Genomic DNA, 15341 nt, shown 5'->3' with positions numbered 1-15341 from the left:
GCGCCCGCGCCGGGCGCCATAAGGGCCGCATGACCGAGACGCTTCCCATCGATGCCGCCCTGCCCGGGCTGATCGCGGCGCTCCGCGCGCAGCGGATGGCGGTGCTGCAGGCGCCGCCCGGCGCGGGCAAGACCACGCGCGTGCCGCTGGCGATCCTGAAGGCGGGCCTCACCGAGGGGCGCATCGTGATGCTCGAGCCGCGGCGTCTGGCTGCCCGCGCGGCCGCCGAACGGATGGCGGCGACGCTGGGCGAGCCCGTGGGCCGCACGGTGGGCTACCGCATCCGCGGCGAGGCGCGCGTCTCGCGCGAGACCCGGATCGAGGTGGTGACCGAGGGCATCCTCACCCGCACCCTTCAGGACGACCCGGAGCTTACGGGCATCGGCGCGCTTCTCTTCGACGAGTTCCACGAGCGCAGCCTGAATGCCGATCTGGGGCTCGCCCTCGCGCTCGAGGTGCGGAGCGCGCTGCGCGAGGATCTGCTGCTTCTGGTCATGTCCGCCACGCTCGACGCGGGCCCCGTGGCCGGGCTGATGGGCGGCGCGCCGGTGGTGACCTCGGAGGGTCGCGCCTTTCCGGTCGAAACGCGGTGGCTTCCGCGGCCGCTGCCCGCGGGCGCGCGGCTCGAGCCCGAGGTGGCGGCCCTCGTGCGGCAGGCGGTGGCCGAGACCGCGGGCGATCTGCTGGTCTTCCTGCCGGGCGAGGGCGAGATCCGCCGCGTCGAGGGGCTTCTCGGCGGCCTCGGCTGCGAGGTGGCGCCGCTCTTCGGCGCGCTCGATCTCGCGGCCCAGCGCCGGGCGCTGGAGGAAGGGCCCGGGCGGCGGATCGTGCTCGCGACCTCGATCGCCGAGACCTCGCTCACCATTCCCGGCGTGCGGGTCGTGGTCGATGCGGGCCGGGCGCGGCGGGCGCGGTTCGATCCGAGTTCCGGCATGTCGCGGCTGGTGACCGAGCGGGTGACGCGGGCCGAGGCCGACCAGCGCCGCGGCCGTGCCGGTCGGGTGGCCGAGGGGATCTGCTACCGGATGTGGACCCGCGGCGAGGAAGGCGCGCTTGCGGCCTTTCCGCCGGCCGAGATCGAGGCGGCCGATCTCACCGCGCTGGCGCTCGAGCTTGCGGTCTGGGGCAGCGCCGACCTGCCCTTCCTGACCCCGCCCCATCCGGGGGTGCTGGCCGAGGCGCGCGGCCTCCTCGAGGGTCTGGGCGCGCTCGAGGAGGGGCGGGTCACGGCCCATGGGCAGGCGCTGGCCCGGCTGCCGCTTCATCCGCGCCTCGGCCACATGCTGACGGTGGCCGGGCCCTCGGCCGCGCCGCTCGCGGCCCTGATGTCCGACCGCGATCCGGTGAGGGGACCGCCCGACCTCGCGCTGCGTCTCGCCGCGCTGGCCGATCCGAAGAGGTTCTCGGACGAGCATCCGCACGAGGTGAACCGCGCGGCCCTCGCCCGCATCCGCGAGGAGGCCCGCAGGCTCGCCCGTGCGGTGACGACACCCGAGGCGGGGCTGTCGGTGGGCCAGATGGCGGCCCTGGCCTACCCCGACCGCGTGGGGCTCCGGCGCAAGGGCGAGGCGCCGCGCTGGGTGCTCTCGGGCGGCAAAGGGGCGGCGATGGAGCCGGGCCAGCCGCTCGCCGGGGTCCGGCTGATCGTGGCGACCGATCTCGACGGGGATGCGCGCGAGGCGAAGGTGCGGCAGGCGGCGCCGATCCCGGAGTCCGATCTCCGCGCGCTCTTCGCGCCGCAGATCCGCTGGCGCGAGGTTTGCCACTGGTCGCGCCGCGAGGGTCGCGTGGTGGCCCGCCGGCAGGAGTGTTTCGGCGCGCTCGTGCTCGACGACCGGACCTGGCCCGAGGTGCCGCCGGAGGCGCTGGCGCTGGCGGCCGTCGAGGGGCTGCGCCAGATCGGCCTGCCCTGGAGCGCCTCCGCCCGGCGGCTCCGGGCGCGGGTGGAGCTTCTGCGCGCGGAAGGGGCCCCGATGCCCGACATGTCGGATGCGGCCCTGCTCGAGGATCCGGGCTGGCTCCTGCCCTTCCTCGGCGGCCGGCGCACCGAGGCCGAGCTCCGCGCGCTGGATCTCACCGAGGCGCTGCGCGCCCGCCTCGGTTGGGAGGGGATGCAGCTCCTCGACAGGCTCGCTCCGCCGCAGTTCGAGACGCCGCTCGGCCGCCGGGTGCCCATCGACTACGAGGGCGAGGCGCCGGGGATCGAGATCCGCCTGCAGGAACTCTTCGGGGTGACGGAGCATCCGACGGTGGGGCCGAAGCGGCTGCCGCTGCGGATCACGCTCCTGTCGCCGGGCCAGCGACCGGTGCAGGTGACGATGGACCTGCCGGGCTTCTGGGCCAGCTCCTATGCCGACGTGCGCCGCGACATGCGCGGTCGCTATCCGCGCCACCCCTGGCCCGAGGATCCGACGGTGGCCGAGCCCACGCTGCGGGCGAAGCCCCGCGGAACCTGACCGGATCGGAGCAGGCGGCACCGCATCCGGGGCCGCGCCGTCCGGGCTGCGACGCTCGAAGGCAGCGCCTCGCTGCGGTTCTGGCCCGGATGGGCGCAGCGAGGATCGGGGCTTCGGGCGACGGCCGTCGCCACCGCAAGGTTCGGCCGGCTGGCGCCTCGCCAGCGGCAGCGCCGGTCCCATCGGTAAACCTTAAGGCGGCCGCCCGCTTCCGTCCTGGCCCCGGGCTCGGCACGGACGGGGCCATGGGCTGCACCCCGTCGCTGACCGGAAGGTCCGGTCGCGCCCGCGCCTCGTCCGCGGCAGCGCCGTCGGCGGGGGCTCGATGCCCCTGCCGACGGCTCCCCCGCCCGGATCCGGCCGGGGCCGCACCTCGCCTGCCGGTTCCCCGAGCGCCCCTGAGGTCCGGTCCCGTGCAGGTCGGGCTTCCGTCGCAGGGCCCTGCTCCGCCTCGGCGCCTGCCCTCCTGCGCCGGGCGATGGACAAGGCCCGCGGCGCCTGCGAGGGTCGGGACATGACATCTCCCCGCCTCGCCGTCCGCGCCCTGATCCTGCACGAGAACCGCCTGCTTCTGGTCAATGCCTGGCCGGGCGGTGTGTCGGATCTGTGGTGCGCCCCCGGCGGAGGGGTCGAGCCCGGCGCCTCGCTGCCCGACAATCTGGTGCGCGAGGTGGCCGAGGAGACCGGCCTCACCGTGGCGGTGGACGATCCCTGCCTCGTGAACGAGTTCCACGATCCCGGCACGGGCTTTCATCAGGTCGACGTCTATTTCCGCTGCCGCATCCTCGCGGGCAGCCTCTCGGCCGAGTGGCGCGATCCCGCGGGCATCGTGACCGAGCGGCGCTTCTTCGCGCAAGCAGAGCTCGCCCGCATCCGCCACAAGCCCGACAGCCTCGCGGGGGCGGCCTGGGGCGGCGGCCTCCTCTACGACCCGCTGGAGGTGATCGTCCGATGACCCTGCCCCGCTGCCGGAGAGCCCCATGAGCCGCGCCTTCGTGAAGGAGGACGGGCCGGACAACACGCCCCTGCCCGACCTGCCGATCAGCCCGCATCCGAACCTCGTCACCCCGCGCGGGCTGGCCGATCTGCAGGCCCGGCTTCTCGCCACGCAGGCGCGCCTGCGCGCGCTCCGCGCCCGCGAGGACAGGCTGGATCGCCTGCCCGAGGCCGCGGCCGAGCGCGACATCCGCTATCTCGAGGCGCGCATCGCCTCGGCCATCCTCGTCGATCCCGCGGCCCAGCCGCTGGACGAGGTGGCCTTCGGCCTCGCCGTGACCGTCGAGGACGAGGCCGGCCGCCGCACCGTCTGGGAGATCACCGGCGAGGACGAGGCGCAGGCCACGGCCCGCCGCATCGCGCCGCAGGCCCCCCTCGCCCGCGCGCTGATGGGGGCGCGTCTCGGCGAAAAGGTGGTCTGGACCCGGCCCGCGGGCGAGGTCACGCTGACGGTGACGGGAATCGCGCGTCCGGAGTGACGGCCGGCGTTTTTCTCGATGCGCATATCTTCGGCAACCGGAACCGTCTTTGCACGTTGGGGGCCGGAACGAGGTCTTTGCCCCTCGCGGGGCACCGCCGTGCAAGGGTCCTGCAAGCGTTTCACGGTATCAGCGGTGTTCAGGGAGGATCACGCCAACCCTTTTGAAGAGGTCGACATGATCGAACTTGCCTTCGTGGCCTGCCTCAGCGCCGCCCCCGCCGCCTGCGAGAAGCGCAGCCTCTACTATGCCGACGACCTGTCGCCGACCGCCTGCGTGCTGCGGGCGCAGCCGGAACTGGCGAAGTGGATCTTCGATCATCCCCGCTACCATGTCGCAAGCTGGAGCTGCCGCTTCCGCGCCGCCAGCGAACAGGACGCCTGACGGGCCGGAGCCGGGGCGGCGCCTGACGGACCGGGAGGCATGACCGGCCGCAGCCGCGTCGGCGCCCCACGGATCGCACCGTCTGACGGGCCGGAGCCGGAGCGGCAACCCGCGATCCGTCCACGGCAGCCGGACTTCGGCCCGGCAAGCCCCTCGGGCCCGCCTCCTGCGCGCTCCGAAGGCTGAAAGCGGGCCATCAGCCGGCCCGCCCCTGGCCTGCGCCTCAGAGGCCGAGGCACCAGCGCATGATGGCCTTCTGCGCATGGAGCCGGTTCTCGGCCTCGTCGAAGATCACCGAATGGGGGCCGTCCATCACCGCGCTCGTGGCCTCGTCGTCGCGATGCGCGGGCAGGCAGTGCATGAACAGCGCATCGGGCTTGGCCTGCGCCATCAGCGTCTCGTTCACCTGATAGGGCCTGAGCTGGTTGTGCCGCCGCTCGCGCGCGGATTGCGGATCGTGCATCGAGACCCAGGTGTCGGTGACGACGAGATCGGCGCCCGCCACCGCCTTCGCCGGATCGCGCTCGATCGAGACGCGCCGGCCCTTCTCGCGGGCATAGCCCACGAACTCGGCCTCGGGATCCAGCGTGGAGGGGCCGGTGAAGGTGAAGTCGAAGCCGAACTGCCCCGCCGCATGCAGGAACGAGGCGCAGACATTGTTGCCGTCGCCCGCCCAGACCACCTTACGCCCCGCGATCGGGCCGCGATGTTCCTCGTAGGTCATGACATCGGCCATGATCTGGCAGGGATGGGTGCGGTTCGTGAGCCCGTTGATGACCGGCACCGTGGCGTGCTCGGCCATCTCGAGCAGCGTCGCCTCCTCGAAGGTCCGGATCATGATGAGATCGACATAGCGCGAGAGCACGCGGGCCGTGTCGGCGATGGTCTCGCCGTGGCCGAGCTGCATCTCCTTGCCCGAAAGCACCATGGTCTGGCCGCCCATCTGGCGCACGCCCACGTCGAAGGAGACGCGGGTGCGGGTCGAGGGCTTCTCGAAGATCAGCGCGACCATGCGACCGGCGAGCGGCTGGTCCTCGTCGAGCTGGCCCTTGGGCCGCCCCTTGCGCGCGGCCTTCATCGCATGGGCGCTGTCCATCATCTGCCGCAGTTCGGCGGTGTCGGTCTTGTGGATATCGAGGAAGTGGTTCACGGAAAGGGCCTTCTGTCTCGGGCGCGGGCCTCGGGCACCGCCGCCTGCCGGATGTTCATGCGTGACGGGGAACGGCGGTCCCTCGTCGGCGCGGGTCGGCCCGCAGGCAGGCGTCAGGCCGCATCGGCATCGAGCGTCCCCGCCGCCCGGTCGAGCCGCGCCACCGCCTCGGCGATGTCCTCGTCGGGAATGTTGAGCGCGGGCAGCAGGCGCACCACATTGTCGGCCGCGGGCACGGTCAGCAGATGCTGGCCGTAGGCCGCCTTCACCAGATCGGCATTCGGCGCCCGGCACTTGAGGCCGAGCATCAGGCCCGCGCCACGCACCTCCTCGAAGACCTGCGGATGGGCCGCGACCAGCCCCTCGAGCTTCTGGCGGAAGAGCGCGGCCTTGCGGTTCACCTCGGCGAGGAAGGCGGGATCGGCCACGATCTCCATGACCTTCGCGCCCACTGCGCAGCCCAGGGGGTTGCCGCCGTAGGTCGAGCCGTGGGTGCCTGCGGTCATGGCCGCGGCCGCGGCTTTCTTCGCCAGCACCGCGCCCAGCGGAAAGCCCCCGCCGATGCCCTTGGCCACCATCATGATGTCGGGCTCGATCCCCGCCCATTCATGGGCGAAGAGCCTGCCCGTGCGCCCCATGCCGCACTGCACCTCGTCGAAGACGAGAAGCGCGCCCACGGCGTCGCAGGCGTCGCGCAGCCCCTTGAGGCAGACGTCGGGCAGGACGCGGATCCCGCCCTCGCCCTGCACGGGCTCGAGCATCACGGCCGCGGTCTTCTCCGAGATGGCCGCCCGCAGCGCCTCGTGATCGCCGAAGGGCAGCTGCCGGAAGCCCGGCATCAGCGGCCCGTAGCCCTTGGTCATCTTTTCCGAGCCCGCCGCCGCGATGGCGCCGGTCGAACGGCCGTGGAAGGCGCCCTCGAAGCAGAGGATCTCGATCCGGTCGGGCTGGCCCTTCTCGGACCAGTATTTCCGCACCATCTTGATCGAGAGTTCCGCGGCCTCGGTGCCCGAGTTGGTGAAGAACACCGTGTCGGCGAAGGTCGCTTCGACCAGCTTCTCGGCCAGCCGCTCCTGCTCGGGGATGCGGTAGAGGTTCGAGACATGCCAGAGCTTCGCGGCCTGCGCCGAGATCACCTCGACGAGCGCGGGATTGGCGTGGCCCAGCGCATTCACCGCGATGCCGGCGCCCAGGTCGAGGTATCGGCTGCCGTCCTCGGCGGTGAGCCAGGAGCCCTCGCCCGCAACGAAGGCGAGGGGCGCGCGGTTATAGGTCGGCAGGACGGCGGAGATCATCGGCAGGGGTCCCTTGAGAAGCCACAGGGGTGCCAGAGGCGGCGCCCCAAGTCAACGTGATGTGTCAGGAAGGAATGACAGGCGGAAGAGGCGCGCAGGCGCGGGCGACGCTCAGAAGCGTCGACGTCGGTCGGAAAGGGCGCGGGTCCGGCAGGTCATGCGATGGGTCGTAACGCCGTGCGGCCGGACTGTCCACTGCTTTTCCGAGGGTCGGCAGTGCTCCCGGCAAGAGAGGCCCGGCGGAGAGGGTCTGCAATGCCCTGTCTCCCCGTTCGCGCGGCGTCGGGGAACGCGCGGGCATCCCTGCCGTTCGCGCAGCGTCGGCGGATGCGAGGTCTTCGGCCTTTCGTTTGCGCGGCATCCGGCGCCCGCGTGTTCGCGCGGCGTCGGGGCGACATCTCCGGCGAAAGCAGGGCGGCCGGATGCCTCCGGTCGGGGGCCTGTGGGGCGGGCCGGAGGCGCCGCGGCGCCGGAGCGGCTTGAAACACGGGCGGGGCGGGTGTAAATCTCGCCCTTCCTCCCCGAAGGCGGGGAGCGGCGGAAGCCCGGCATCCGGTCGGGTCCACCCTCAAGCGGAGTTGCGGCATGTCCTGGACCGACGAGCGCGTCGAGACCCTGAAGCGAATGTGGGCCGAGGGCCAGAGCGCCAGCCAGATCGCCAAGGAACTCGGCGGCGTCACCCGCAACGCGGTGATCGGCAAGGTGCACCGTCTGGGCCTGTCGAACCGCGTGGGCGGCAACGGCAGCCGCGAGGAAGCCGAGGAAGAGGCGGCGCCGGCCTTGGGCGCGGCTCCGGCCAGCCCGCCCCCGGCTCCGCCGCGTCCCGAGCCGGCCCGCCCGGCCGAGCCCCCTCGCGCCGCCGAGCCGCGCCCGGCGCCGGAACGGCCTGCCCCGGCTCCGGCCGCCCCCGCGGCGCCGGTGCCGATCCGCAAGCCCGTTGTGGCCGCGGGCCAGCCGCTGCCGCCGCAGCCCTCGGCCAACGAGATCAGCCCCGAGGCGCTCGCCTCCGTGCGCGAGGTCGAGAAGCGCGCCCGCCGTCTCACGCTGATGGAACTGACCGAGCGGACCTGCAAATGGCCGATCGGCGATCCGGCGACCGATGACTTCTGGTTCTGCGGCCTGCCCTCCTCGGCCGGCAAGCCCTATTGCGAGGCGCATGTGGGCGTGGCCTTCCAGCCGATGAGCGCCCGCCGCGACCGGCGCCGCTGACGCCTGACCGGCGGCAGGGAAACCTGCCGCCTCCCCGCGCAGGGGCGGCCCTGCGCACCGCCTCGGCCTGCGAGGTTAGGCACACCGGCCTCTCCTGACCGCCCGAGACCTGAACCGAAAGCCGGCCGGCCCCTCGCGGGCCAGAATGGTCAGACGCCCCCGGGGCTCGTCGGATAAGCGGCTCAGTTTCCGCCGAAGAGCCGGTTGAGGGCGCGTCCGGCCTCGCCCTGCACGGCCTCGCGGGCGCGGCGCTTGGCAGCCTCCTCGAGGCTCTCGCCCTCCTCCGGCACCACGCCCAGACGCTCGGCCGCTTCCTCTTCCAGCCGCTCCTTCACCTTTTGCCCCACGGGCTGGCGCACCAGCGCATCGAGATCCAGCCGGTAGCGCGGGCTGGCCCAGGGGCCGGAGACGAGGAGCGGCACGCTCACCCCGCCGGTGCCGTCGGCCTGCGGCAGGAGCGTGGGCAGCAGCCGATAGTCGAGCGTCCGCGCGCCGATCCCCACCTGCCCCTTGCCGGTGGCGCGCATCAGCGGCGCCTCGAGCGTCAGATCCTCGTTCCGCAGCACGCCCTTCTCGAGGGTGAAGCTCGCGCCCATGCGGTCGAAGATCGTCCGGGTCCCCTGCCCCACCGAGCCCGCATCGAGGGTCCGCACCATCCGCGCGATGTCGAGCCCGCGCAGCTCGCCCTTGCCGAACCGGACCGAGCCCGTGCCCGAGAGGCTCTGCATCAGCGCCTCCTCGTGCGGGCCCGCGGCCAGCAGCTTCAGCCGCAGGTCGCCCTGCGTGGCAAGCCGGTCGAAGTCCGCCAGATCGCCGAGGAACGGCTCGGTCTGCAGGCCCGCGAGGGTGAGGTCCGCGCCCACCGACAGCCCCTGCCGGCCGTTCACGATCAGCTCGCCCGAGAGGGTACCTCCATAGGCCGCGACCTCGCGCAGGTCGGCCACCAGCCGGGCCCGGTCGAGCGTCAGGATCGCCTTCGTGGCCCCGAGCTTCAGCCGGCCGAAATCGACGCTTCCCGCCGAGAGCGCAAGGCCCAGATCGAGCGCGGAAAGCGCGCTCACATCGATGGGCTGGCGCGACCAGCCCTTGCCTGCGCCGCCTCCGCCGCCCGTGCCGCCGCCACCGGCGGAAAGGCTCGCGAGGTTCAGCGTCTCGGCGCGCAGGTTCGCCTCGAGCTTCGGACGCTCGCCCTGCGGGATCAGGTCCGCCTCGACGGCCAGACGGTTGCTGTCGGCCGTCACCTGCCCGTTCCGCAGATGGAGCGTGCCGCCTTCGGCCAGGGTAAGCCCGCCCGTCAGAGCGATCTGGCGCCGGCCCAGCCCCTCGGGCAAGGTCGGGCGGTCCTGACCGAAGAGCGCCGCCAGATCGCCCAGATCGCCGAGGGCCGCGTCGATGGTGCCCTCGGCCATGGGCGGAGCGCTGCCCGCTTCGCCGTCGAAGCCGATCCGGGCCGCGCCCGTGACCAGCGACAGGCGCACCGGCGCCACGCGGCCGGCAAGGCTCGTGCCCGCCTCGGCGAGCCGCCCCTCGACGGCAAAGCCGTGGCCGTTCGCCTGTCCGGAGAGGGTGAGATCCGCAGGCCCGCCCGCTTCGGGAAGGCTCACGCGCAGGTCGAGCCCCGAGATCTCGGTGCGGGTGCCCGCCGCCCGGTCGATCCAGAGCACGCGTCCCCCGGTGACCAGCCCCTCGTCGAGCGAGAAGAGCGGAAAGCCCGCCTGGGCCGAGGCCGGCGCCGGGCTGGCTCGGCCTTCGGCGGCGCGGCCCTCCGCCCCGCGCGGCGGGGACGAGAGATCCCAGTTGGCCCGGCCCTCCGCATCCCGTTCGAGCCGGATCACCGGCTCCTCGAGCGCGATCCGGCTGATGCGCCAGGCGCCGCTCATGAGCGCGAGCGTGTCGAGCCCGATCTCGAGCGAGCGCGCCTCGAGCATCGGCCCCTCGTCGGTCCAGGGCGCGTTGGCCACGGTGACAGGCCCCGTGCGCACGCCGAGGCGCGGCCAGATCGAGGGCCGCACATCGCCCGAAATCGTCAGGTCACGGCCGGTCGCGGCCTCGAACTCGCGGGCCGCAAGCTCGGCCACCCGCTCGCGGGGCATGAGCACGAGGGCCACGAGGAACAGGGCCGCGAGCCCGAAGAGCACAGCCGCCAGACGGACCAGCCAGCGCATCGACACCTCCGATCTGAGTGGGGAAAGCCTAGCCGCCGCCTTCCGCCGCAGCAAGCAGCCTGCCGGAGCGCCGGGGCCGCCGCGGTCAGGATTGCGTGAGGCGGCGCCTGCGGGCCTGTGCCGTGCGGCCCTCTGCGTCTTGCCCCGGAGCCGCCGAGGCCCTAGACAGTCGCAACCGCCCAAACCGGAAGAATGCCATGTCGAAACTGACGTCGATCGAGCACCACAAGCCGAAGAAGAAGGGCACGCAGCTCGTCTTCTGGGGCCTCGTCGGGCTGATGGCCGTGGGCCTCGGCGGCTTCGGCGTGACCAATTTCGGCGGCGGCCTCAGCACGGTCGGCAGCGTGGGCGACCGCGACATCACCACCGGGGCCTATGCCCGCGCGCTCCAGCAGGAGATGCGGGCGCTCGGCGCGCAGATCAACCAGCCGGTCACGATGGAGATGGCCAAGGCCTTCGGCCTCGACCAGCAGGTGCGTCGCCGGCTCGTCACCGAGGCCGCGCTCTCGAACGAGGCCGACCGGATCGGCCTGTCGGTGGGCGACGCGCGCGTGGCGCGCGAGATCACCGGCACGGACGCCTTCCACGGCCCCTCCGGCCAGTTCGACCGCGAGACCTACCGGCTCGTGCTGCGCCAGAACAACCTCTCCGAGGGCGAGTTCGAGACCGGCCTGCGCGAGGACATGGCGCGCTCTCTCCTGCAGGGCGCGGTGGGCGGCGGCTTCATCGCCCCGGCCCAGATGGTGAATACGCTCCACGCCTATATCGCCGAGCGGCGGAGCTTCGGGCTGCTGCGCGTGACCGAGGCCAATCTGGCCAAGCCGCTGGCCGCACCGACCGATGCCGAGCTTCAGGCCTGGTATGAGGCGCATCCGGCCGATTTCACCGCCCCCGAGACGAAGCGGATCACCTATGCCGCGCTGCTGCCGCAGGATGTGGCCGCGACCCTGCCCGCGGACGAGGCGGCGCTGCGCCGGCTCTACGACGAGCGGCACGCCGAGTTCGTGCAGCCCGAGCGGCGGCTGGTCGAGCGGCTGGTCTTCCCCACGGCCGAGGCCGCCGCGGAAGCGCGCAAGCGCCTCGATGCGGGCACCCCTTTCGAGACGCTCGTCTCCGAGCGCGGGCTGGAGCTCGCCGACATCGACCTCGGCGATGCGTCGCGGGACGCTCTCGGCGGCGCGGCGGACGCCGTCTTCGCCCTGACCGAGCCCGGCATCGCGGGGCCGGTCGAGACCGACCTCGGCCCGGCGCTCTTCCGGGTGAACGGGGTGATCGCGGCGCATGAAACGCCCTTCGAGGAGGTGCGCGACGATCTCCTGACGGAATATCAGCAGGAAGCCGCAGGCCGCGCCATCGCGGGCCGCCGCGAGCAGATCGACGACCTTCTGGCCGCAGGCGCCACGCTCGAGGATCTTGCCGGCGAGGCCGGCATGGAGATCGCGACCGTCGATTACGCGCCGGGTCTCGATTCCGACATCGCGGGCTACGAGGCCTTCCGCACGGCCGCCGACAAGCTGCAGAAGGACGATTTCCCCGAGACGATCCTGCTGAACGACGGGGGCCTTCTGGCCATGCGGCTGGACGAGGTGGTGGCGCCGAAGCTGAAGCCCTTCGAGGAGGTGCGCGACGATGTGGCCGAAGCGGCCCGCAAGGACGCCCTGACCAAAGCGCTGGCCGCCCGCGCGACCGAGATCGCCAAGGCCGCCGAGGAGGGCACCGACCTCGGCAGCTTCGGCCCGGTCGAGGATCTGGGACCGATGACCCGCGACGGCTTCGTCGAGGGCGTGCCCGAGACGCTCGTGCCCGCCGCCTTCGAGATGCAGCAGGGCGCCTTCCGCGCCATCGAGGGGGCGGACTTCGCCGGCGTCCTGCGGCTCGACGCGGTCGAACCCGCGGCGGCCGACGACGAGGCGGCCCGGGCGCTCAAGGCCTCGCTCTCGGCGCAGATCGAGCAGGCGCTGTCGCAGGATGCGCTCGCGCTCTTTTCCAACAGCCTGATGCAGGAGGCCGGCATCACGCTCAACGACGCCGCCATCTCTGCGGTTCAGGCCCAGTTCCAGTAAGAGGCCCCCCGTGTCGCTCGTGACCTCCTTCGAAAGCTTCGAGCGCGGCTGGAAGGCCGGGCAGAACCAGATCGTCTATGCCCGGCTGACCGCGGATCTCGACACGCCGGTGTCGCTGATGCTGAAGCTCGCCGAGGCGCGCACCGACACGTTCATGCTGGAATCGGTGACGGGCGGCGAGATCCGCGGCCGCTATTCGGTCGTGGGCATGAAGCCCGACCTGATCTGGCAGTGCCACGGGCAGGACAGCCGCATCAACCGCGAGGCGCGCTTCGACCGGCAGGCCTTCCAGCCGCTGGAAGGCCACCCGCTCGAGACGCTGCGGGCGCTGATCGCCGAGAGCCGGATCGAGATGCCGGCCGACCTGCCCCCGATCGCGGCGGGCCTCTTCGGCTATCTCGGCTATGACATGATCCGGCTGGTCGAGCATCTGCCGGGGATCAACCCCGATCCGCTCGGTCTGCCCGATGCGGTGCTGATGCGGCCCTCGGTCGTGGCGGTGCTCGACGGGGTGAAGGGCGAGGTCACCGTGGTGGCGCCCGCATGGGTCTCGTCGGGCCTCTCGGCGCGGGCCGCCTATGCGCAGGCGGCCGAGCGGGTGATGGATGCGCTGCGCGATCTCGACCGCGCGCCGCCCGCGCAGCGCGACTTCGGCGAGGTGGCGCAGGTGGGCGAGATGCGCTCGAACTTCACCCACGAGGGCTACAAGGCCGCGGTCGAGAAGGCCAAGGACTACATCCGCGCGGGCGACATCTTCCAGGTGGTGCCGTCGCAACGCTGGGCGCAGGACTTCCGTCTGCCGCCCTTCGCGCTCTACCGCTCCTTGCGCAAGACGAACCCCTCGCCCTTCATGTTCTTCTTCAACTTCGGCGGCTTCCAGGTTGTGGGGGCCAGCCCCGAGATCCTCGTGCGGCTGCGCGACCGCGAGGTGACGGTGCGTCCCATCGCCGGCACCCGCAAGCGCGGCGCGACACCCGAGGAGGACCGCGCGCTGGAGGCCGACCTTCTGTCCGACAAGAAGGAACTGGCCGAGCATCTGATGCTGCTCGATCTCGGGCGAAACGACGTGGGCCGGGTGGCGAAGATCGGCACCGTGCGCCCGACCGAGAAGTTCATCATCGAGCGCTATTCCCACGTCATGCATATCGTCTCGAACGTGGTGGGCGAGATCGCGGAGGGCGAGGATGCGCTCTCGGCGCTGCTGGCGGGCCTGCCGGCGGGCACCGTCTCGGGCGCGCCCAAGGTGCGGGCGATGGAGATCATCGACGAGCTCGAGCCGGAAAAGCGCGGCGTCTATGGCGGCGGCGTGGGCTATTTCGCGGCCAACGGCGAGATGGATTTCTGCATTGCGCTGCGGACCGCGGTCCTGAAGGACGAGACGCTCTACATCCAGTCGGGCGGCGGCGTCGTCTATGACAGCGACCCCGAGGCCGAATATCAGGAGACGGTCAACAAGGCCAGGGCGCTCCGCCGGGCCGCCGAGGATGCGGGCCTCTTCGCCCGCCGCGCCGGGAACGGCTGACGTCCCGCAGGCTGACCGCGCGGGCGTGCGGGCCTTGACAGGTCCGCGCCGTCACGCCGTCCCGGAGGCATCTGCCGATGCGGTTCCCGGTCCGGCCGGGCCTACGCGTTGAGAGACCCTGCCCGGCCGGTCTCTCCCCTCAGGCGGACGGCCGGCCTTCCTCTCAGCGCAGGAGCGCCGTGGCGGGGGCGAGCGCCAAGCCATCGGCGCGGCCCTCGAGGGACCATTCCATCAGGCCCTTCAGCGTCTCGGGGCGCGTGTCGCCCAGAACCATCGCCCGACCGTCCTGCGCCGCCTTGAAGGCCGCGCGGTCGAGCGCGCGCCGCACCGAGGCCGCATCCGCCTCGCCCTCGTCGAGGCGGCGGAAGACGACCGCCGAGGGCAGCCCCTCCCGCCGGGCCACCTGATCGGCGGCATTGAGGCCGTGGTCGTGGGTGACAAGTCCCCTGCCCTGCGCGGCGAGGATCTCGACCACCTGCGTCGAGAGCGGGCGCGCCTCCTGAAAGCCGCCCGCAGGCAGGTCGATCAGGCCCACCGCTTCGGGCAGGGCCGCGGCCGCGCTCTCGAGCGTCACCTCGGCGTCGGCGGGCCGCGCCCTCTCGGGCAGGCCGCTGGCGAGCATCAGCACCTCATGACCGGCCGCGCGGTAGATCCCCGCCGCCGTGGCCGCGTCGGGGGCCTGCGGGTCGATCACGAAGGTGACGGGAAACGGCAGCGCCGCCAGCGCCTCGCGGTCGAGGAGCGGGCCGCCCGTGTCCTGCAGGAGGATCGAGAAAAGCGGCTTCCGGCCCGGGTTCTCGAAGGGCTGCGCATAGCGGCGGAGCGGCGGCTCTTCCTCTTCGGCCGCAGGCGCAGGATCGCCGATCCGCGGCAGGCGCGACGCCTCGGAAGGGGCACGAGGAGGGTCGGGCTCGATGCGCCGGGGCTCGGCGGGCGCGGGCTCTCCCGCCGCCTCGGCCAGCATCGCCTCCTCCTCGGGCGTCAGGGGCGGTGGCGGCGGCAGGTCGGCGGCCGAGGGATCCGCCTCGGCGGCCGGCGCGCCCGGACGGGCCGCCCCCTCGCTGCGGGCCGGCGTGGCGGCCGTCAGCCCCGGCACCGCCGGCGCCGCGGCCTCGGCGGCAGGTGCGGCCGGGGCTGCGGGCACCAGCGGCAGGGGCTGTGGACGCGCCGCGGTCTCGGTGTCCGGCGCGCCGCCGTCCGGCACCTCGGGCGCCGCCACCACCGACACCTCGGTCCGGTCCGGCGCCCGATCGGCCGACGGCACGACGGGCACCGCATCGGGCAGCGGCCGCGCAAACTCGGAGCCCGGCGGCGGCGCGAGATCGGTGGCGGCCCCGGGGGTTTGAGCGGCACGGGCACCCGCGGAAACGCTCTCGGCGGGTGCTGCGTCGGGATCGGCCGTGTCGGACTTCCGAGCGCCGTCGGCAGCCGCCTGAGAGCGGGACGCTTCGTCGGGTGCGGGCCCGGCCAGAGCTTCGTCCGCCTGCGCCTCGGGCCAGGTCGTGCCCGGCGGCGGTGCCATCTGCGAGGCGAGCGCGAGCCCGATCCCGCCCACGATGCCGCCCATCACCACGCCCGAAAGGAAACCCCGGCTCATCTGGCCTCTCCTGCCCTCGCCCCTG

Annotated in this window: 11 protein-coding genes; 7 read left to right on the top strand and 4 right to left on the bottom strand. The window is 73.1% G+C overall.

The window, feature by feature from the left end; all coding sequences use genetic code 11:
- Positions 1-29: 29 nt before the first annotated feature.
- The 4 genes from hrpB (at position 30) to RSP_RS03040 (ending at position 4315) form a co-directional block, all read left to right on the top strand.
- On the top strand, positions 30-2456 hold the full coding sequence (gene hrpB, locus RSP_RS03055) for an ATP-dependent helicase HrpB (RefSeq protein ID WP_011337156.1): 2427 nt from the start codon (positions 30-32) through the stop codon (positions 2454-2456).
- 478 nt (positions 2457-2934) lie between these two features.
- Positions 2935-3411 carry an NUDIX domain-containing protein gene (locus RSP_RS03050; RefSeq protein ID WP_011337155.1) on the top strand — a complete coding sequence of 159 codons (477 nt, stop codon included), beginning with the start codon at positions 2935-2937 and terminating at the stop codon, positions 3409-3411.
- A gap of 25 nt (positions 3412-3436) precedes the next feature.
- Positions 3437-3931 (top strand): GreA/GreB family elongation factor, encoded by a 495-nt coding sequence (locus tag RSP_RS03045; protein WP_011337154.1) that lies wholly within the window; start codon positions 3437-3439, stop codon positions 3929-3931.
- A gap of 177 nt (positions 3932-4108) precedes the next feature.
- Positions 4109-4315, top strand: coding sequence for a hypothetical protein (locus RSP_RS03040; RefSeq protein WP_002719163.1), 207 nt, complete (start codon positions 4109-4111; stop codon positions 4313-4315).
- Between the two features lie 223 nt (positions 4316-4538).
- Here RSP_RS03040 and argF read toward each other — a convergent pair whose 3' ends face one another.
- Positions 4539-5465: an ornithine carbamoyltransferase gene (gene argF / locus RSP_RS03035; RefSeq protein ID WP_011337153.1), complete on the bottom strand. Its 927-nt coding sequence runs from the start codon at positions 5463-5465 to the stop codon at positions 4539-4541.
- 113 nt (positions 5466-5578) lie between these two features.
- A complete protein-coding gene (locus RSP_RS03030) occupies positions 5579-6760 on the bottom strand; it encodes an aspartate aminotransferase family protein (protein ID WP_011337152.1) in 1182 nt (393 codons plus the stop codon).
- 585 nt (positions 6761-7345) lie between these two features.
- Here RSP_RS03030 and RSP_RS03025 point away from each other — a divergent pair.
- Positions 7346-7969 (top strand): GcrA family cell cycle regulator, encoded by a 624-nt coding sequence (locus RSP_RS03025; protein WP_011337151.1) that lies wholly within the window; start codon positions 7346-7348, stop codon positions 7967-7969.
- A 182-nt stretch (positions 7970-8151) separates the two neighbouring features.
- Here the strand turns inward: RSP_RS03025 and RSP_RS03020 are convergent, their stop codons facing one another.
- On the bottom strand, positions 8152-10134 hold the full coding sequence (locus tag RSP_RS03020) for an AsmA family protein (RefSeq protein WP_011337150.1): 1983 nt from the start codon (positions 10132-10134) through the stop codon (positions 8152-8154).
- A gap of 197 nt (positions 10135-10331) precedes the next feature.
- Here RSP_RS03020 and RSP_RS03015 point away from each other — a divergent pair, with 197 nt between their 5' ends.
- Positions 10332-12197, top strand: a complete 1866-nt coding sequence (locus RSP_RS03015) for a peptidyl-prolyl cis-trans isomerase (RefSeq protein WP_011337149.1) — start codon at positions 10332-10334, stop codon at positions 12195-12197.
- Between the two features lie 10 nt (positions 12198-12207).
- On the top strand, positions 12208-13719 hold the full coding sequence (gene trpE, locus RSP_RS03010) for an anthranilate synthase component I (RefSeq protein WP_002719157.1): 1512 nt from the start codon (positions 12208-12210) through the stop codon (positions 13717-13719).
- A gap of 163 nt (positions 13720-13882) precedes the next feature.
- Here the strand turns inward: trpE and RSP_RS03005 are convergent, their stop codons facing one another.
- Positions 13883-15316: a divergent polysaccharide deacetylase family protein gene (locus RSP_RS03005; RefSeq protein ID WP_011337148.1), complete on the bottom strand. Its 1434-nt coding sequence runs from the start codon at positions 15314-15316 to the stop codon at positions 13883-13885.
- Positions 15317-15341 lie beyond the last annotated feature (25 nt).

The sequence above is a fragment of the Cereibacter sphaeroides 2.4.1 genome (genome assembly GCF_000012905.2).
GTDB classification, from domain to species: Bacteria; Pseudomonadota; Alphaproteobacteria; order Rhodobacterales; family Rhodobacteraceae; genus Cereibacter_A; species Cereibacter_A sphaeroides.
This window is presented reverse-complemented; position numbering and strand designations above follow the sequence as displayed.

Excerpts from the sequence above, each read along its gene's own strand:
- RSP_RS03025 (WP_011337151.1), top strand. The coding sequence starts at position 7,346 with ATGTCCTGGACCGACGAGCGCGTCGAGACCCTGAAGCGAATGTGGGCC.
- RSP_RS03020 (WP_011337150.1), bottom strand. The coding sequence starts at position 10,134 with ATGCGCTGGCTGGTCCGTCTGGCGGCTGTGCTCTTCGGGCTCGCGGCC.
- hrpB (WP_011337156.1), top strand. The coding sequence starts at position 30 with ATGACCGAGACGCTTCCCATCGATGCCGCCCTGCCCGGGCTGATCGCG.
- RSP_RS03050 (WP_011337155.1), top strand. The coding sequence starts at position 2,935 with ATGGACAAGGCCCGCGGCGCCTGCGAGGGTCGGGACATGACATCTCCC.
- RSP_RS03045 (WP_011337154.1), top strand. The coding sequence starts at position 3,437 with ATGAGCCGCGCCTTCGTGAAGGAGGACGGGCCGGACAACACGCCCCTG.
- RSP_RS03015 (WP_011337149.1), top strand. The coding sequence starts at position 10,332 with ATGTCGAAACTGACGTCGATCGAGCACCACAAGCCGAAGAAGAAGGGC.
- RSP_RS03040 (WP_002719163.1), top strand. The coding sequence starts at position 4,109 with ATGATCGAACTTGCCTTCGTGGCCTGCCTCAGCGCCGCCCCCGCCGCC.
- RSP_RS03005 (WP_011337148.1), bottom strand. The coding sequence starts at position 15,316 with ATGAGCCGGGGTTTCCTTTCGGGCGTGGTGATGGGCGGCATCGTGGGC.
- RSP_RS03030 (WP_011337152.1), bottom strand. The coding sequence starts at position 6,760 with ATGATCTCCGCCGTCCTGCCGACCTATAACCGCGCGCCCCTCGCCTTC.